18 protein-coding genes and 1 pseudogene are annotated in these 16,351 nt (G+C 73.0%); 16 read left to right on the top strand and 3 right to left on the bottom strand.

Annotation, left to right across the window (positions count from 1 at the left end; genetic code table 11):
* Positions 1–297, bottom strand: a pseudogene (locus DQ384_RS42020) (hypothetical protein); the annotation flags it as partial.
* A gap of 78 nt (positions 298–375) precedes the next feature.
* Here DQ384_RS42020 and DQ384_RS02385 point away from each other — a divergent pair.
* From DQ384_RS02385 to DQ384_RS02315, 15 genes are all read left to right on the top strand, one after another.
* The gene (locus DQ384_RS02385; RefSeq protein WP_114026956.1) at positions 376–1,050 is read left to right on the top strand and encodes a hypothetical protein; all 675 of its coding nucleotides are present in this window, start codon (positions 376–378) and stop codon (positions 1,048–1,050) included.
* Complete coding sequence (locus tag DQ384_RS02380; RefSeq protein WP_114026955.1) at positions 1,047–1,229, top strand: hypothetical protein; 183 nt, start codon at positions 1,047–1,049, stop codon at positions 1,227–1,229. The genes DQ384_RS02385 and DQ384_RS02380 overlap by 4 nt, the downstream gene beginning before the upstream one ends.
* Positions 1,230–1,693: 464 nt before the next feature.
* On the top strand, positions 1,694–1,945 hold the full coding sequence (locus DQ384_RS02375) for an acyl carrier protein (RefSeq protein WP_114026954.1): 252 nt from the start codon (positions 1,694–1,696) through the stop codon (positions 1,943–1,945).
* Between the two features lie 34 nt (positions 1,946–1,979).
* A complete protein-coding gene (locus DQ384_RS02370) occupies positions 1,980–2,354 on the top strand; it encodes an ectoine synthase (protein ID WP_114026953.1) in 375 nt (124 codons plus the stop codon).
* A gap of 112 nt (positions 2,355–2,466) precedes the next feature.
* On the top strand, positions 2,467–3,414 hold the full coding sequence (locus DQ384_RS02365; protein WP_114026952.1) for a pseudouridine-5'-phosphate glycosidase: 948 nt from the start codon (positions 2,467–2,469) through the stop codon (positions 3,412–3,414).
* Positions 3,411–4,100: an HAD family hydrolase gene (locus DQ384_RS02360; protein WP_114026951.1), complete on the top strand. Its 690-nt coding sequence runs from the start codon at positions 3,411–3,413 to the stop codon at positions 4,098–4,100. Before DQ384_RS02365 ends, DQ384_RS02360 begins: the two co-directional genes overlap by 4 nt.
* A 56-nt stretch (positions 4,101–4,156) precedes the next feature.
* Positions 4,157–5,581 carry an MFS transporter gene (locus tag DQ384_RS02355; protein WP_114027059.1) on the top strand — a complete coding sequence of 475 codons (1,425 nt, stop codon included), beginning with the start codon at positions 4,157–4,159 and terminating at the stop codon, positions 5,579–5,581.
* Positions 5,578–6,441, top strand: coding sequence for a maleate cis-trans isomerase family protein (locus DQ384_RS02350; protein ID WP_114026950.1), 864 nt, complete (start codon positions 5,578–5,580; stop codon positions 6,439–6,441). Before DQ384_RS02355 ends, DQ384_RS02350 begins: the two co-directional genes overlap by 4 nt.
* Before the next feature lie 131 nt (positions 6,442–6,572).
* Positions 6,573–8,066: an AMP-binding protein gene (locus tag DQ384_RS02345; RefSeq protein WP_114026949.1), complete on the top strand. Its 1,494-nt coding sequence runs from the start codon at positions 6,573–6,575 to the stop codon at positions 8,064–8,066.
* Between the two features lie 47 nt (positions 8,067–8,113).
* Positions 8,114–9,250, top strand: a complete 1,137-nt coding sequence (locus tag DQ384_RS02340; RefSeq protein WP_245966193.1) for an acyl-CoA dehydrogenase family protein — start codon at positions 8,114–8,116, stop codon at positions 9,248–9,250.
* An 11-nt stretch (positions 9,251–9,261) separates the two neighbouring features.
* Complete coding sequence (locus tag DQ384_RS02335) at positions 9,262–10,002, top strand: transglutaminase-like domain-containing protein (protein ID WP_114026948.1); 741 nt, start codon at positions 9,262–9,264, stop codon at positions 10,000–10,002.
* Entirely contained in the window at positions 9,999–10,769 is a 771-nt protein-coding gene (locus tag DQ384_RS02330) for a glycosyltransferase (protein WP_114026947.1), read from the top strand. Before DQ384_RS02335 ends, DQ384_RS02330 begins: the two co-directional genes overlap by 4 nt.
* 38 nt (positions 10,770–10,807) lie before the next feature.
* Entirely contained in the window at positions 10,808–11,854 is a 1,047-nt protein-coding gene (locus tag DQ384_RS02325) for a glycosyltransferase family 4 protein (RefSeq protein ID WP_181870975.1), read from the top strand.
* A 2-nt stretch (positions 11,855–11,856) separates the two neighbouring features.
* Positions 11,857–13,185, top strand: coding sequence for a glycosyltransferase 87 family protein (locus tag DQ384_RS02320; RefSeq protein WP_114026945.1), 1,329 nt, complete (start codon positions 11,857–11,859; stop codon positions 13,183–13,185).
* The gene (locus tag DQ384_RS02315; RefSeq protein ID WP_114026944.1) at positions 13,182–13,607 is read left to right on the top strand and encodes a GtrA family protein; all 426 of its coding nucleotides are present in this window, start codon (positions 13,182–13,184) and stop codon (positions 13,605–13,607) included. Before DQ384_RS02320 ends, DQ384_RS02315 begins: the two co-directional genes overlap by 4 nt.
* A 31-nt stretch (positions 13,608–13,638) precedes the next feature.
* Here the strand turns inward: DQ384_RS02315 and rpsD are convergent, their stop codons facing one another.
* Positions 13,639–14,253, bottom strand: coding sequence for a 30S ribosomal protein S4 (gene rpsD / locus DQ384_RS02310; RefSeq protein ID WP_114026943.1), 615 nt, complete (start codon positions 14,251–14,253; stop codon positions 13,639–13,641).
* Between the two features lie 94 nt (positions 14,254–14,347).
* Here rpsD and DQ384_RS02305 point away from each other — a divergent pair, with 94 nt between their 5' ends.
* Complete coding sequence (locus DQ384_RS02305) at positions 14,348–15,073, top strand: DUF2470 domain-containing protein (RefSeq protein ID WP_114026942.1); 726 nt, start codon at positions 14,348–14,350, stop codon at positions 15,071–15,073.
* On the opposite strand, the gene DQ384_RS02300 is transcribed toward DQ384_RS02305, so the two are convergent.
* Positions 14,988–16,244 carry an ROK family transcriptional regulator gene (locus DQ384_RS02300; RefSeq protein WP_114026941.1) on the bottom strand — a complete coding sequence of 419 codons (1,257 nt, stop codon included), beginning with the start codon at positions 16,242–16,244 and terminating at the stop codon, positions 14,988–14,990. The genes DQ384_RS02305 and DQ384_RS02300 overlap by 86 nt on opposite strands.
* Between the last annotated feature and the right edge of the window lie 107 nt (positions 16,245–16,351).

Here is a 16,351-nt window from a genome sequence, read left to right as displayed (position 1 = left end):
CCGATCCTCGTCGAACCGGTGCTCGATACCAGGCGCGGTCACCTCCGGCATCGAGGCCAGTTCCCATGCCTCGCGTACATCGGTCACCGGATAGCGACCCGGACCGACCTGTTCCCCGTCCTCATGACGTGGATCTCGGCCAGAGGACTGATCTTGACGTTGCCCGCGACCAGGAAGCGCGACAGACACGTTCGAACCCCGGCTGCGGGCGGCCCGAATAACTTTTATCGGCCGTAAATAAAGGATCGAAAGCGGTTTGACAGGGGTGTACCCCAGATTTGTCCACGAGTAAGTCACGCGAAAGAGCCTGCAATAACGGCCCCTCCCTCAGTCCGGCGCCCACGAGCCGCGCCGGCCCGCCAAGAGGAGAACAGCATGACGAACTACCCGTGTGAGGCACCCCCCTGCCACCGTCCCGCCTCCGGCGACGCGCGTCCACCCGCGCTGCCGGGCCTGCGGGTCTGCGCCTCGTGCCGCGCGTCCGTACGCCGTGACCTGCTGCGGTTGCCGGACCTGCACGAGGCGTGCGCCGAGGCGCTGACCTCCGGCCCGCGCGCCTTCACCGAGCGGGTCAGCGGCAGGCGGCCCTCGGGGATCAGCCTGAACGAGGCCGCGGTGTCCGCGCGCGCGGACGTGGTCGCCTTCCTGGCCTGCTGGACCGCGCTCGTGGCCGACGAGCGCGCGACGCCCGGACCGCGATCCTCGCAGGTCACCCGCCTGGCCGGCTTCCTTGACCAGCACCTCGACTGGCTGCTCGGGCACCCCGCGGCGGGCTCCCTCGCCGCGGAGATCGCGGAGGTGACCGCCGCCGCGCGGGCCGCGCTGGAGCCCCGGCGTGAGTCCCGCCGGGAGCTGGGATCGTGCGGGAACCCGGGCTGCTCGCTGACGCTGTACGCCGGGAGCGGCCCCGGGCAGGCGTCCGAGGTGAGGTGCGAGGCGGGTCACGTGTGGCACCCGCGGGAGTGGCTGCTGCTGGGCAGGCCGCTGGACCGGGCCCTGCTCGGCGGGGTCGCGGACGCCGACCCGGTCTCCGCCGGGGACGCGTTATGAGCCCCGGGCCGAGGCGGCGCACCGTCCCGACCGACCTCGCCGCCCTCGCGGCCGGGGTCTCGCAGGCGACGATCCGCAAATGGGCGAGCCGGGGGAAGCTGACCCGATACGGCAGCCCGGGACGCGCCGAATACGACCTGGACGAACTACGCCTTCTCGTGGCGCGCGTCAACCCCTGATCTCGCTATCGAAGCCTTTCCCCACACCCGCCGCGTTTCATCCGTGAACTGAGGTCCTTCCGCACAGAAGGGCCTCATTCGCATGCCCGGAAACAGGCCGGGAAGGCGCCCGGACAAACTGGTAAGCGAATTTTCCCGCAGAGGTTGACTCGCGGCCACGCCGGGTGTCACGCTTTTCCCACGGCACCGCTGTGCCCGGCGCCGGATCACCGCCCGGCCCCCTTTCAAGGGCCTGCCGCGCGAATATCCGCACCGACGGGCCGGCCCCCTTCCGCCGTACCGGAGGGCATTCGCCCGGCCACGCGCACGCGGTATCCGATCCGCCCGCGAGAAACGCGTTCTCCAGCCGTTCCAGGGAATGGTGGCGCCCCGCGCGCACCACTTCCCGGCGCTGCCGCGCCTCGGCGAGGACGCGCGGGCACAGCGGCGCCGACACCCGTCAGAACCCCTGAAAGGAGTGGCCCATGTCCATGGAAGCCGAGATCAAGCAGTTCATCGTGACGAACTTCGCCCCCGACGTGCCCGCCGACGAACTGCCGGCCGATCTGGACCTTCTGGACAAGGGGGTGGTCGACAGCCTCGGCCTGCTGCGCCTCATCGCGTGGGTGGGCGACAGGTACGACATTCCCCTCGGAGAGGCGAACATCTCCCCCGAGCAGTTCAGCTCGGTGCAGTCCATCGAGGGGTTCGTCCGCGAAACCCGCAGCCTCGTCTGAATCGCTTCACATCTATTAAGGAAAGGTACCGGAAATGATCGTTCGCGACAGGTCGGAAGTGAAGTGCGTGGAATGGGGAAACGGGCTGAGCTACCGGTTTCTCGTCCAGAAGGACAACATGGGGTTCACGGTCGCCCACACGGTCGTCCGCGCCGGGTCGAAGTCCCCGCTGCATTACCGCAGGCACCTTGAGGCCTGCTACTGCATCGCCGGGAGCGGCCAGGTGATCGCCTCCGACGGGACCGTCCACGACATCCGGCCGGGCGTGATCTACGCGCTCGACCAGCACGACGAGCACTTCCTGATCGCCGACCCCGGCGGCGACATGGAGCTCATCAGCGTCTTCAACCCGCCCTTACAGGGCGACGAGCGGCACAGCTTCGACAGCGACGAGTTCTCGCACTACTGACGGGGCCGTTCCCGGGGGGCGGCGGGCCGTGCCGCACACGGGGGCGCGACGACCCCCCGGGACCTGACATTCCCATCCACCGACCACGTGCACGTCAACGGAGGAACCTCCCATGTCCTTTCACGACCGGACGAGCCTGTACTCGATCTCCGACGAGGTCGTCGACGCCCTCGCGTCGGGGATGCCCGTGGTGGCCCTGGAGTCCTCGGGCATCGTGCAGGGCCTGAAGTACCCCATGAACCTCGAGACCGCCCTCGGCATGGAGAAGACGATCCGGGCGAACGGCGCCGTGCCCGCGCGCACGGGCATCGTCGACGGGCGCTTCGTCATCGGCATGTCCGAGCGCGAGATCGAGCTGTTCGCGACCACGCCCACCATCCCCAAGGTCGGCTCGCGCGACCTCGGGCCCGTCCTGGCGTCCGGCGGCCACGGCGGCACGACGGTCTCGGCCGCGCTGGTCGCCGCCGGGTTCGCCGGGATCGAGGTCTTCGCGGTCGCCGGCATCGGTGGCGTCCACTTCGACGCGCAGCGGACCTTCGACATCTCCGCCGACCTCGTCGAGTTCACCCGGCACCGCGTCGCGGTGGTGTGCGCGGGGGCCAAGTCGCTGCTGGACCCGGCCCTGACGCTCGAATACCTGGAGACCCAGGGCGTCCCGGTGGTGGGCTACCGCTGCGACGACTTCCCCGCCTACTACAGCGTGTCCAGCGGGCGGCGCAACCCGCGGCGCATGGACGACCTGCGGGAGTTGGCCTCGGCGATCCGCGCGCACTGGATGGTGGGCAACCGGGGCGCCTTCCTGGTCACCCACCCGATCGCCGCGCACGACGCGCTGCCGTCGGAGGAGATCTACGCACTCATCCACGAGAAGCAGGCCGAGGCCGAGCGCGCCGGCGTCAGCGGGCCGTCGATGACGCCGCACATCCTAAAGGCGGTGTCCGCGGCCACCGACGGGCGCACCGGGGAGGCGAACCGGTCGGTGCTGCTGTCCACCAGCGCGCTCGCCGCCGAGGTCGCCGCCGCCATGGCCGGGCGCCGGACGACGGAGAGCGCGGCGTGAGCGGCGTCCCCGCCGACGCGGTGCTGTTCGACCTGGACGGCACGCTGGTCGACACTCCGGGCGGCATGCTGAGGGTGCTGCGCGCGGTCCTCGCCGAGGCCGGGCGCGAGGTGGACGGCGAGCGGCTGCGCGTCACGATCGGCAGGCCGCTCGCGGCGTCGTTCGCCGTCCTGCTGGGCCTACCCGAGGACCACCCGGAGGTGACCCGCGCCGCCGCCCGCGCCCGCGAGCTGTTCACCGAGCTGGTCATCCCCCACGCCGCCGGCCTGGTCTACCCGGGCGTCCCCGAGCTCCTGGCCGCGCTGCGGGCGCAGGGACGGGCGCTGGCCGTCGTCACCAGCAAGGTCAGGCCCAGCACCGAGGAACTGCTCACGGCCGCCGGGCTGCTCGGCGCCTTCGACACGCTGTCCTGTCACGGCATGACCGAACGGGGCAAGCCGCACGCCGACCTGGCCCTGCTGGCGGCCGGCGCGCTCGGCGTGCCGCCCGGACGGTGCGTCGTGGTCGGCGACGCGGTGGACGACATGCTAATGGCCGGCGCCGCCGGAATGGACGGCTACGGCGTCGGCTGCGGCGTGGCGACGCCCGAGCAGCTCCGGCGCGCGGGCGCGCGCGCCGTGCTGGGCTCCACGGCGGAGCTGGCGGGCGTCCTCGGCCCCCGGCCGCTCCACCCGTCCCTCACCTGATCCTCGAACCGATCCCCGACGACCCCCCTGCCGATCTCGACACCTAGGTGATCTCCATGACCCCATCGGCCACCGGTCCCGCCGTACGGAGCCGGTCGGCGGGCGGCGCACTCGCCGTCCTCGCCGTGGCACAGTTCCTGATCGCACTCGACTACTCCATCGTCTACATCGCGCTGCCGAGCATCGGCCACGACCTCGCGCTGAGCCAGAGCTCCGTGCAGTGGGTGGTCAGCGGGTACGCCGTGTTCTTCGCCGGCTTCCTCATCGTCGGAGGACGGGCGTCCGACCGGTTCGGGCCGCGCACGCTGTTCGTCGTCGCGATGCTGCTGTTCGGCGTCGCCTCGCTGGCGGGCGGCCTGGCCCCGGGCGCGGCGCCGCTGCTGGTGGCCCGCGCCGCGCAGGGCGTCGCCGCCGCCGTCCTGCAACCGGCGGTGATCGCGCTGATCAACACCTCGTTCGCCACGGGGCCCGCGCGCAACAAGGCGCTGTCGGTGTGGGGAACGGTCGGCGCGTCGGGCCTGGCGGCCGGCGTCATCATCGGAGGGCTCCTCACCACGATGTCGTGGCGCTGGGTCTTCCTCATCAACCTGCCGCTCGCCGTCGTCTGCGCGCTGGCGGCGCCGCGGCTGCTGCCGGAGGGCGACCGGGCCGCGCGCCGGCGTTCGCCGCTGAACGTCCCGAGCGGGGTGCTGTGCACGGGCACCGTGCTGTCCGCCGCCCTGGCGCTGACCCAGGCGTCGACGCAGGGCTGGACGCACGCGAGCACGCTGGCCGGGTTCGGCGCGGCCGCCGTCCTGCTGGTGGCGTTCGTCGTGCAGGAGCGGCGCAGCCCTCAGCCGCTGGTCGACCCGCTGCTGCGCCGGACGCGTTCGCTGCTGGTGGGGTGCGGGTCCACCGCGTTCTACATGGCCAGCGTCGGCAACCAGTTCTTCGTCGTGACGCTGCTGGTCCAGCAGCTCCGCGGATACGGGCCGCTCGCGGCGGGGCTGGCGTTCCTGCCGATGGCGGTGGCGATCGCGGTGGCCAACTCGGTTTCCGCGCGCATCGTCGCCGCGCTCGGCGTGCGCCTCGCGCTCACGCTGGCGTTCGCGGCCGACGCGGTGGGGCTGCTGCTGCTCGCCGTGCAGGTGCACGGGGACGGGTACGCGCTGAACCTGCTGCCGGGGCTGCTGCTGACCGGCTTCGGGCACGGCGTCACCTACGTGTCGATGTTCATCGCGGGGACCGCCGACATCGCCGACCGCAACCAGGGCGTCGGCAGCGCGATGATGACGACCGCGCAGTACATGAGCGGCGCGCTCGGCGTGGCGATCCTCGTCCTGGTGCTCGGCCCGAACCCGCAGGCGGGCGACTTCGGCTGGGCGTTCGCCACCACCGCGGCGGCCGCGGGCCTCGGCGCCGTCCTGAGCTGGTCGGGCCTGGCGCGGAGACGGTCCCGGAGCGCGGCCCCGGCCGCGGACCTGGCGGAGGCCCCCTCATGAACGCGGGCGTGGGCGGAGGCGTGAACGGGCCCGTCAGGAACGGGCCCGGCGAGGGCGGCGCCCCGAACACGTGGTCGTGGGTCGCGCGGCTCGGGGTGCTGGTCATCCACAACGATCCGGTGGTCGAGGCGGAGCTGTGGGGCATGGCCCCGCCCGGCACCACCGTCCACGCGGCCCGGTTCGAGAGCCCGACCTCCGGAGGGGCCGAGTACACCGGCGCGCCGTGGAGCGAGGTGATCGAGTCGCCGGACGTGCGGCGCGGGCTGGTGCAGCTCGGCCAGATGGACCTGTCGGCGATCTGCTTCTGCTTCGGCTCGGCGAGCTTCTTCGGCGGGCTGGCGTTCGACGACGGGTTCGCGGCGGCGGCGACCGCCCTCGCCGGCGGCACCCCCGTCTACACCGCCGGGCAGGCGATCCGCGCGGCCCTGACGGCGACCGGCGTCCGCAGGCCGCTGGTGGTCGTGCCGCCGTGGTTCACCGCGCCGACCTTCGCCGCCACGCGCGGCTACCTGGCGGAGGCCGGGTTCGAGGCGGCGGGCCTGCTGCAGTACCGGCTCGGCGCCCGCTGGCAGGGCGTCCGCAGGCACCAGCTCTTCGACCGGGGCGGCCGCTTCGAGGTGGACCCCGAGGAGGTGCACCGCCAGGTGGCCGCGGCGTTCCCCCCGGACGCCGACGGGGTGCTGATCCCGGGCAGCGGCTTCCGCTCCTGGGAGGCCATCGACAGCCTGGAGCAACGCTTGTCCGTGCCGGTGATCACCTCGAACCAGGCGTGCCTGTGGCGCCTGCTCGACCTGACGGGGGTCCGGACGGGCGTCCCGGGGGCGGGACGGCTGCTGACCCCCCGGTCGCGGGCCGCCTGACGATCCGCCCGCGGGCCGCCCGGCGATCCGTCCTCCCGCTTCAGCCCGCCCGGGCGTCCGCCGTGAGCGGCGCCCCCGGCGGGCTTCGTCATGCCGCCCGACGGCGGCTTTCCGCTTTGGAAGGAGTTCTCATGGCATCCAGTTCTTTCGTGGCCGCGTTCGACCGGCAGGTGAGAGCGCGGCCGGACGCGCCCGCGCTCTCGTGGGGGGAGCGCGTCGTCGGCTACGGGGAGCTCGCCCGCCTGTCCGAGCTCGCCCGCGCGGCGCTCGGCGAGGCGGACCTCCCCGAAGGAGCGCCCGTCTGCGTGCCTGCGCGCAAGTCGCCGCGGACCATCGCCCTGCTCATCGCCTGCGTCCGCGCCGGCAGGCAGGTGCTGCTGCCCTCGGAGGGCCTAGGGTCGACGGCGCTGGCCGAGCTGTGCGTGCGGGTCGGGTGCACGCACGTGCTGGAGGCCGACGGGGACGGGTCCGGCCTGACGGCACGCGCGGTGTCCGAGCTCGGCGGCGCGTTCGACCCCGCCGCCTCGGCGGGCCCGCCTGCCGCCGACGCCCTGGCCGAGCCCGGCCTGCTGCTGACCACCTCCGGGTCGACGGGACTGCCCAAGATCGTGGTGCTGTCCGCCGACGGCGTCGACCGGTTCATGGACTGGGCGGTGGGCAGGTTCAGCATCGGGCCCGGCGCCCGCGTGCTCAACTACGCGCCGCTGAACTTCGACCTGTGCCTGCTGGACGTGTGGGCGTCGCTGTCGGCGGGGGCGTGCGTGGAGCTGGTCGACCCCGGTCGTGCCGCCGACGGCTCCTATCTCGCCGGGCTGTGCGCCGCGCGCGAGCCGGAGGTGATCCAGGCGGTCCCCATGTTCTTCCGCCTGGTCACCGAGGCCGCGAGCCGCGCGGGCCAGGTGTTCCCCGGCGTGCGGGAGGTGATGTTCACCGGGGACGTCATGCCGCTCGCGCTGCTGGAGCGGGCCGCGGCGACCTTCCCGAACGCCCGCATGTGGAACATCTACGGCTGCACCGAGACCAACGACAGCTTCCTGCACGAGGTGACGCTGGAGGAGGTCCGGGAACTCGGCGTCGTGCCGATCGGCCGTCCGATCGAGGGCGTGCACGCCACGATCGTGGACGAGGCGGGCGAGGTGGTGACCGGCGCGGGCGCGGGCGAGCTGGTGGTCGCCACGCCGTTCCAGTCCCGCGGGTACTCCGAGCCGAGGCTGGACCGCGAGCGGTGGCGCGACGGCTACTTCCGCACCGGCGACCTCGTCCGCCGCGACGAGCGCGGGCTGGTGTTCCTGACCGGCCGCAACGACCACCAGGTGAAGGTGCGCGGCGTGCGGACGAACCTGCAGGAGGTCGAGCGGGTCGTCCTCGCGCACCCCGAGGTGCTGGAGGCCGCGGTGGTCGCGGTGCCGGACGAGGCCGCGGGCAACGTCCTGCACGCGGTGGTCCGCCGCCTGCCCGGCTCCGGCATGAACGGCCTGCGGCTGCGCGTCCACTGCGCGGCCGGCCTGCCGAGGACGGCGATCCCCGGCGTGATCGAGATCGTCGACCAGGCGCTGCCCCGCACGTCCACCGGGAAGATCGACCGCACCTCGGTGCGGCGGCGCCGGATGGCGTTCACCCCGTGACGGTCCGGCCCCTGTGGCCGGCGACCCCTAGCGAAAGTCTGAGGATCATGGTGTGGAATGAGGACCAGCGCGCGCTGCGCGCGGCCATCGAGGAGCTCGGCGACCTGCTCAGCAAGGAGCACGTCGAACGGGACGCCGGCGCCGAGTTCCCCGTCGAGGGCTGGGCGCGCGTCCGCGAGACGGGCCTGTTCGGACTGCCGTTCGACCCCGCGTGGGGAGGGCTCGGCCAGGACCTGCTGACCACGATGTACGTGCTGGAGGGGCTGGGCTACGGCTGCCGGGACGGCGGCCTGAGCTTCTCGGTCTCGACGCACATGGTGAGCACCGGCGTCCCGTTGCAGCGTTTCGGCTCGCCCGCGCTCAAGGACCGCTATCTGCGGCGCGTCTGCGACGGCTCGGTGATCGGCGCGCACGCGATCACCGAGCCGGAGGGCGGCTCGGACGTCATGGCGATGCGCACGTCGGCCGTCCTGGACGGCGACGCCTACGTGCTGAACGGCGCGAAGTCGTTCGTGAGCAACGGCCCGGTGGCGGACGTCTTCGTCGTCTACGCGCGCACCGGCCGGCGCGGCAGCCCGGCCGCGATCACGGCGCTGCTGGTGGACCGGGACACGCCGGGGCTCACCGTGGGCAGGCCCGTCGCGAAGATGGGCCTGCGCACCTCGCCGCTGTGCGAGCTGTTCTTCGACGACTGCCGGGTGCCGGCGGCGAACGTCGTCGGGTCCCCGGGCGCCGGGTTCCTGATCATGGACCACGTGATGAAGTGGGAGATCCTCTGCTCCTTCATCATCAACGTCGGCGAGATGCAGCACCGCCTGGAGCGCTGCGCCGGGTACGCGCGGACCCGCACGCAGTTCGGCAGGCCGATCGGCGCCTACCAGTCGATCGCCAACAAGATCGTCGAGATGAAGATCGTCACGGATACCGCGCGCAAGTGGCTGTACGACACCGCCGCCAAGCTGCGCGACGGCGAGAACGTCACCGTGGACATCGCCATCAGCAAGCTGCTCGCCAGCGAGGGGAACGTCACCTCCGCGCTGGCCGCCGTCCAGGTCTTCGGCGGCTACGGCTACACGGCCGAGTACGGCCTGGAGAAGGATCTGCGCAACGCGGTCGGCGGCACCATCTACTCCGGCACCTCCGACATCCAGCGCCAGCGCATCGCCAGCATGATCGGCCTTTGAGGAGAGCGACGATGACAGTGCCAACGACGGGAACGGACACCACCCCCGGGGACGACCTGCTGCGTGTCACCGAGTTCCTCGACCACGACAGCGAGATCGTCCAGGACTTCGTCCGCGCGGCCCTGCCCGGCGGCGGCGCGGGGATGAGCGACGTGGAGCGGGCGTGCGCGCTGTACTACGCCGTCCGCGACGGCATCCACTACGAGGTGTACGGCGCCGACCTGACCCGCGACGGGCTCAAGGCCAGCTCCACCATCCGGCGCGGGATGGGCTTCTGCGTGCACAAGTCGATCGTGTACGCGGCGGCAGTCCGCTCGGTCGGCGTGCCGAGCCGCATCTACTACGGCGACGTCCGCAACCACCTGGCCTCCCCCCGGCTGGAGGAGCTGATGGGCGGCAACGTGTTCTGCTTCCACAGCCTCACCACGGTGTTCCTGGAGGGCAGGTGGGTGAAGGCGACGCCGGTGTTCAACAAGATGCTGTGCAGGCTGTACAAGATCAGGCCGCTGGAGTTCGACGGCCGCAGCGACAGCATGTACCACCCGTACGACGAGGACGGCCGCCGGCACATGGAGTTCCTGCGCGCGCACGGCGACTTCGACGACGTCCCGTACGAGATGGTGGTCGGCGGCATCCGCCGGGCGCACCCGCGCCTGTTCGAGAGCAGCCACACCACGGCGGCCGGCTCGCTGGTCGCCGACGCGACCGGGCTCGGCGCCGCGGGCGGGGCCTTAAGGGCCGGTGCGTCGTGACGGGCGCGCCGGCCGGCGCCACGGCGGGCCCGCGCGCCGGGCGCAGGCCGCCCACCAGGACGGCCGTCGACCTGGAGCTGATCGTGCCCGCCTTCAACGAGGCGGGCCGCCTGCCGGAGACGCTGCGCGCGCTGACCTCGTTCCTCGGTGAGCGGCCGTGGCGGTCGCGCATCGTCGTGGTCGACAACGGCAGCACCGACGACACGACCGCCGTCGTGGTCGCCGCGGACGGCGGCCGGGTGGAGACGGTCGCGATCGGCTGCGCCCGGCCCGGCAAGGGCGCCGCGGTGCGGCGGGGCCTGGCGGGCAGCGGCTCGCGGTTCGTGGGGTTCGTGGACGCCGACCTGTCCACCCCGGTGCGGACGCTGACCCGGGCGATGGCCGAGCTGCGGGACGGCGCCGCCGCCGCCATCGCCTCCCGGCACGCGCCGGGCGCCCGGTTCGTCCACCCTCAGCCGATGCGGCGCAGGGCCGGTGGCGCGGTGTTCCGCATGCTGGCCAGGCCGCTGCTGCCGGGCGTCCACGACACCCAGTGCGGGTTCAAGATATTCGAGCGGCATGCGGTGCAGGACGCGCTGGCCCGGTGCCGCGTGAGCGGGTTCGCGTTCGACGTCGAGCTGCTGCGGCGGATCCGCCAGGCCGGGGGCCGCATCGTGGAGGTCCCGGTGGAGTGGACCGACGACGCGCGCTCGACGTTCCGGCCGCTGCACGACGGCGTGCCCGCGTTCACCGACCTGCTGCGCCTGTACCGGGCCGATCCGCGATGAGCGCGGATCGGCCCCTCGGCGGGCGTCATGTGCTGATCGTGAGCCGGCGGGACGTCGGGCACCCGCAGGCCGGGGACGCGGAGCGCTACCTGCACCGGATCGCCCGGCTCTGGGTGAGGTGGGGCACGCACGTGACCTGGGCCGCCACCCGCCCGCCCGGCGCGGCGGCCCACGAGGTCATCGACGGCATCGAGGTGCTGCGCTCCGGCGAGGCGCTCGGCATGTACCCGCGGACGGTGCTGCGCCTGCTGCGGCGGGGCGAGCGCTTCGACGCCGTCGTCGACTGCACGAGCCGCATGGCGTTCGCCGTCGCGATGATCAGCGGGCGGCGGCTGCCGGTGGTGCAGGTCGTCCACGACGACAGCCGCCCGCCCGCCCCGGCGGGACGGTTTTCCCTGACGGCGGCGCTGGAGGGCCTCCTGGCCGGGCCGCTCGCCCGGTGGAGCCGCCGCGACCGGGCCGTCGCCGCGCCGTCGGCGTCCACCCGGCACGAGCTGCGGCGCCGGCGGGGCTTCCGCGGCCCGATCTTCGTGGTCCCGGCCGGCGCGCCGGCCTCGACGCGGCCGACCGGCCCCCCGTCCCCGCCCGCACGACCGGCCGGCGGCTCGTCCTCACCGGCGCGACCGGCCGCCGGTCCGTCCTCGCTCACCCGGCCCGCCGCCGGCCCGTCCGAACAGGGTTCCCCCATGCCGGGCGAGCGCTGGGAGCGCAGCGCCCGTCTGCTGGCGGGGGTGGTCGCCCACCAGCTCGGCGGCGACCGGTCCCGGCGGCGCGGCAGGGCCGAGCGGCGGTACGCGCGCTCCGATCTCGCGACGCTGGTCCGCTACCCCGCCGGGCCCGTCCCGGTGCCCGGCCACCGCCTGCGCGCGTCCGACGAGGTCGGCGTCTCCGGCGGGACGGTCAGCCTGCTGCTCAACGGCTGCGACGAGTTCGACGCGCTCGGCGTGCTCGACCGGCTCGGCGTCGAGGACGCGCTGATCCGCGTCGCCACCTGGGAGGACCTGCTCGCGGGCCCCCAGGGCACCTCCCCCGTACCCCCCGGCCTGGACTCCGGCCGGTCGTTCACCGGCACGTCGAAAGGTTGACCATGTCCACCCCCCAGACAACCGCCAAGCGCGTCCCGCTCCGGGTGATCACCTGGTCCGCGGTCGCGGTCACCTCCGTGATACTCGCCCTCATCGCCGCGTACGTCTACCAGCACGACTCGTACTGGAGCCAGCGGTGGACGGTCGACCTGACCGTCTACCTGGCCAGCGGCCACACCGTCCGCGACGGCCAGTCGCTGTACGACCTGGTGGTGATGAGCCCGCTGTACGGCCCGATGCCCTACCTGTACCCGCCGCTCACCGCGATCCTGTTCTTCGTCCCCCTGTCGTTCCTGCCCGCCGCGACGGCCAGCCTGGTGTGGAACGCCGTCTCGCTGATGGCGCTCGGCGCCGTGGTGTGGATGACGCTGGGCATCGCCGGTGTGCGCGACGGCCGGGTCAAGGCCGTGCTGACGATCGCCGGGCTGATCCTCACCGCCTGGCTGCTGCCGGTCCGGGTGCAGCTCGTCGCCGGTCAGATCAACATGTTCCTGCTGCTTCTGGTACTGATGGACTTCCGTAAGCCCGACAGCCGCTGGAAGGGCATCGGCATCGGCATCGCCGCCGGGCTCAAGGTCACCCCGCTGATCTTCATCGTCTACCTGCTGGTCACCCGCCGCTGGGGGGCGGCCCGCAACGCGGTGCTGGCGTTCCTCGGCACGGCGGCGGTGGGCTTCCTGGTCCGTCCCGCGGACTCGATCACCTACTGGGGCGGCCTGGTGTTCCACTCCTCCCGCGCGGGCGGCGTCTTCGACACGCCGAACCAGTCGCTCGCGGGCATGCTGGCGCGGGTGCTGGCCAGCGACGCGTTCTCGCAGTGGTGGCTGGTCGTGATGGTGGTCGTCGGGGCGTACGGCCTGGGCGTCGCCGCGTACGCCTTCCGCAGGGGCGCCGACTTCCTCGGCTTCTCGGCCACGGCGATCACCGGGCTGCTGATCTCCCCGGTGAGCTGGGAGCACCACTGGGTGTACGTGATCCCGCTGCTGATCTGGCTGGCGATCTGGGCGTACACCAGGCGGGCCGTGGCGGTGGCGCTCGGCACGGCGCTGCTGACGGCGATCTTCACGGTGCGGGTGTTCATGATCGTCGGCATCCAGGAGGCGCCGCCCGCGCCCATGGACCTGGCGCTGTGGCAGCAGGTGGTCGCGAACATGTTCCCGCTGACCGGCCTGGCGCTGCTGTTGCTCGGCCCGCTGTGGGTGCGGCGGCACTTCCGCCGCTCCGGCGCGGTGGGCGCGACGGTCGCGCCGGCGGTCTCCGGCCCGGTGCTCGGCGGGCGGGGCACGCTGCCCGCGATGCGGTTCGCCGAGCCCGAGCCCGAGGCGCGGTGAGCGGTCTCGGCGAACGGCGGGCCGCCCTGGCGGGCGAGGTCGCGAAGTTCGGGGCCGTCGGTGTCGTCGCCACCCTGGTCGACATCGGCGGCTTCAACCTCCTGCACTACGCCCTCGGCTGGGGACCGCCGGCGGCCAAGGTGGCGGGCACGGTGGCCGCGACGACGTTCGCCTACCTCGCGAACCGGCACTGGACCTGGCACGACCGCGCGCGCGGCGGGGTGGGCCGGGAGTACCTGCTGTTCTTCGTGCTGAACGGCCTGGCCCTGCTGGCCGGGCTCGCGTGCGTCGCGTTCACCGAGCGCGTCCTCGGGCTGCGCGACCCGGTGAGCCTCAACCTCGCCAACCTGGCCGGATACGCCCTCGGGACCCTCTTCCGCTTCTGGTCGTACCGCAGGTGGGTGTTCCTGGCGCCGGCCTGACGCGCCCGCCGGGGTACCGGCGCGGCGCGCCTCAGCGCGAGTAGTGCTCGACGACGAGCTGCTCGTCCACCAGGACGGGGATCTGCGGCCGCTCCGGCCTGCTGACCAGCGTGAACCGCAGATCGCCGAGGTCGACGTCCAGGTAGGGCGCGGTGATCTGGTCGGCGTAGACGCCCTCGGCGGCCGCGACGAACGGCTGCATCGCCCGCGACCTGGGCCGGACGGCGACGGTCTGCCCCGGCTTCACCAGGTAGCTGGGGATGTCGACCTTGCGGCCGTCGACGGTGATGTGGCCGTGGTTGACGTACTGGCGCGCCGCGTAGATCGACGGGGCCAGCCCGGCGCGCATCACCAGGGAGGCCAGGCGGCTCTCCAGGATGGCGAGCAGTTCGGCCCCGGAGCGGCCGGGCCGGCGCAGCGCCAGGTCCCAGTACCGGCGCATCTGCTTCTCTGAGACGTCGTAGTACCAGCGGAGCTTCTGCTTCTCCAGCCGGCGGACGCTGTAGTCTCCGGCGGCGCGCCGGTTGGTGGAGCGGCCGTGCTCGCCCGGCGGGTACGGCCGCTTCTCGAAGTAGCGGACGGCCTTACGCGTCAGCGGCAACCCCGCCCGCCGGGAAAGCCGCACCTTGGGTCCTGTGTAGCGCACGATGACCTCGCTGTGATTAGGTAAGCCTAAGTAAGGGAAGCCTAACCTCAATTACACGCGCGACGCGAACTCGAACGACACCAGGAGCCACGCCATGCCTGTGACGGTCCCCCCTATCTCCGAACGTATCCGCAGCCTCGCGTCGGCCGCCTGCCCGACCCACGTCTCACTGAACGGCTCGGCCCACGCGGCGCGCGGCGGGGTGGACCGCGACGGCCGTCCGTTGCTGCTGGTCAAGCCGGGTGAGCCGCTGCACGGCGTCCCGGCGTCCGAGGACGTCGTCGTGACCGTGGACCTCGCCGCGACCCGCAGCCTCGGCGGCGTGGACCACCCGCGCGGCCTGCTGAAGATGCAGGGCTGGGCACAGGCGGTGCCCGCCGCGGACGTGCGGGACGCGGCCGTCACCGTGGCCGGGCGCTGCCCCGACGAGGCGCTGTTCGCCGCCGTGGAGGGCCGCCCCGAGGGGCCGCGCCTGTTCCGCGTCGACGTCGGCTTCGTGATCTACCTCACCGGCGACGAGTCGGGCATGCTGGACGCCGAGGACTACCTCGGCACCGAGCCCGACCCGATCATGGAGGCCGCCGAGAGCATGCTGCGCCACGTGAACGAGGCCCACCGCGAGCGACTGCGCCGGTCCGTCGAGGCGTTGACCGGCGAGCCGGCCGCGGACGCGTGGCTGTGGGAGCTGGACCGTTACGGCGCCACGGTGCGGGCGGGCGCCGAGTCGCCCGCGCTCATCCGGATCCCCTGGCCGGTACCGGCCGCCGGGCCGCGTGACCTGGAACGAGCCCTTGGCCACCTGATGGGCTCGTGCCGCTGACCCCGAGCGAGGCGTCGACCACCTCGGGCGCGAGAATGTGGTCGATCACCATGAGCGCGCAGCCGGTGATGCCCGCGCCGGGCCCGAGCCGGCTGCGCTCGATGCGCAGGCTGCGCGTGGACAGCGCCGTCGAGCGCCGGTAGACCACCTCGCGCACACCGGAGACCAGCGGCTGGAACTTCTCGGCGACGTCGCCGCCGAGCACCACGACCGACGGGTTGAGCAGGTTGACGGCGCTGGCCACGACCTCGCCGAGCAGGCGTCCGGCCCGGCGCACGACCGTCATCGTCTCGGCGTCGCCCGCGCGGACCAGCGTGACGACGTCCGACAGCGAGGTGACCTCGCGGCCCCGCGCCCGCAGGTCGCGCAGGATCGCCGTGCCGCTCGCCACCGAGTCGACGCAGTCGATGTTGCCGCAACGGCACAGCACGCCGCCCCCGTCGCGGACGGGGATGTGGCCGATCTCGCCCGCCGCGCCGAGCGCGCCGCGCAGGATCTCGCCCCCGGCGATCACCCCGGCGCCGATGCGCGTCGAGACCTTCACGAACAGCAGGTCGGCCAGCTCGCGTGCGTACGCCGCGCGGTACTCGCCCATCGCGACGACGTTCACGTCATTGTCCACGAACACCGGGACGGGGTAGCGCGCGGAGATCAGCGGCGGGATCATCACGCCCGTCCAGCTCGCCATCACCCGGGCGCTCTCGGTGCGCCCGGCCGCGAACTCGACGGTGGCGGGCACGCCGAGGCCGGCGCCGCGCACCGAGGACACCGGCCTGCCCTCCAGCAGGTCCTCCCAGATGTCCATCAGCATGGGCAGCACGACCCCGGGGCCGCGCTCCACGTCGATCTCCAGGTCGGTGCGGGCCAGCTCTGCTCCGGCGAGGTCGCACAGCGCGACCTGGGTGCGGCTGGCGCCGAGCGAGGCGACCAGCACGACGCCCCCGGCGGCGTTGAACGCGAGGCGCGCGGGCGGGCGGCCGCCGGTGGAGGGACCCTCGGTGTCCTCGACGACCAGGCCGTGTTCCAGCAGCTCACCGACGCGCAGCGCCACCGCGGGACGCGAGAGGCCGGTCACCCTGCCGATGTCGGCGCGCGTCACCGCCTCGCCGCTGCGGATGAGGTGGAGCACCTCACCGCTCGTGGCGAGCGCGGGGCCTGATCGTCGAACCATCGGCCAAGTCTAATCGCACCCCCTTTTGTAACTCAACATTCCTAAGTTCCTCAATTGAAAATGCAAAACTATGCTTGTGTGCGGCCAAAGTTCCGGTTACTGTCCGA

Source organism: Sphaerisporangium album, from assembly GCF_003323745.1.
GTDB lineage: Bacteria > Actinomycetota > Actinomycetes > Streptosporangiales > Streptosporangiaceae > Sphaerisporangium > Sphaerisporangium album.
Note: the sequence above shows the minus strand (reverse complement) of the source record. Positions and strands in the feature narration are given on the sequence as shown.

What these genes read in the sequence shown, in the direction of transcription:
- DQ384_RS02385 (WP_114026956.1), top strand. Translation starts at nt 376, where the DNA reads ATGACGAACTACCCGTGTGAGGCACCCCCCTGCCACCGTCCCGCCTCC.
- DQ384_RS02380 (WP_114026955.1), top strand. Translation starts at nt 1,047, where the DNA reads ATGAGCCCCGGGCCGAGGCGGCGCACCGTCCCGACCGACCTCGCCGCC.
- DQ384_RS02375 (WP_114026954.1), top strand. Translation starts at nt 1,694, where the DNA reads ATGTCCATGGAAGCCGAGATCAAGCAGTTCATCGTGACGAACTTCGCC.
- DQ384_RS02370 (WP_114026953.1), top strand. Translation starts at nt 1,980, where the DNA reads ATGATCGTTCGCGACAGGTCGGAAGTGAAGTGCGTGGAATGGGGAAAC.
- DQ384_RS02365 (WP_114026952.1), top strand. Translation starts at nt 2,467, where the DNA reads ATGTCCTTTCACGACCGGACGAGCCTGTACTCGATCTCCGACGAGGTC.
- DQ384_RS02355 (WP_114027059.1), top strand. Translation starts at nt 4,157, where the DNA reads ATGACCCCATCGGCCACCGGTCCCGCCGTACGGAGCCGGTCGGCGGGC.
- DQ384_RS02350 (WP_114026950.1), top strand. Translation starts at nt 5,578, where the DNA reads ATGAACGCGGGCGTGGGCGGAGGCGTGAACGGGCCCGTCAGGAACGGG.
- DQ384_RS02345 (WP_114026949.1), top strand. Translation starts at nt 6,573, where the DNA reads ATGGCATCCAGTTCTTTCGTGGCCGCGTTCGACCGGCAGGTGAGAGCG.
- DQ384_RS02340 (WP_245966193.1), top strand. Translation starts at nt 8,114, where the DNA reads ATGGTGTGGAATGAGGACCAGCGCGCGCTGCGCGCGGCCATCGAGGAG.
- DQ384_RS02335 (WP_114026948.1), top strand. Translation starts at nt 9,262, where the DNA reads ATGACAGTGCCAACGACGGGAACGGACACCACCCCCGGGGACGACCTG.
- DQ384_RS02320 (WP_114026945.1), top strand. Translation starts at nt 11,857, where the DNA reads ATGTCCACCCCCCAGACAACCGCCAAGCGCGTCCCGCTCCGGGTGATC.
- DQ384_RS02305 (WP_114026942.1), top strand. Translation starts at nt 14,348, where the DNA reads ATGCCTGTGACGGTCCCCCCTATCTCCGAACGTATCCGCAGCCTCGCG.
- DQ384_RS02300 (WP_114026941.1), bottom strand. Translation starts at nt 16,244, where the DNA reads ATGGTTCGACGATCAGGCCCCGCGCTCGCCACGAGCGGTGAGGTGCTC.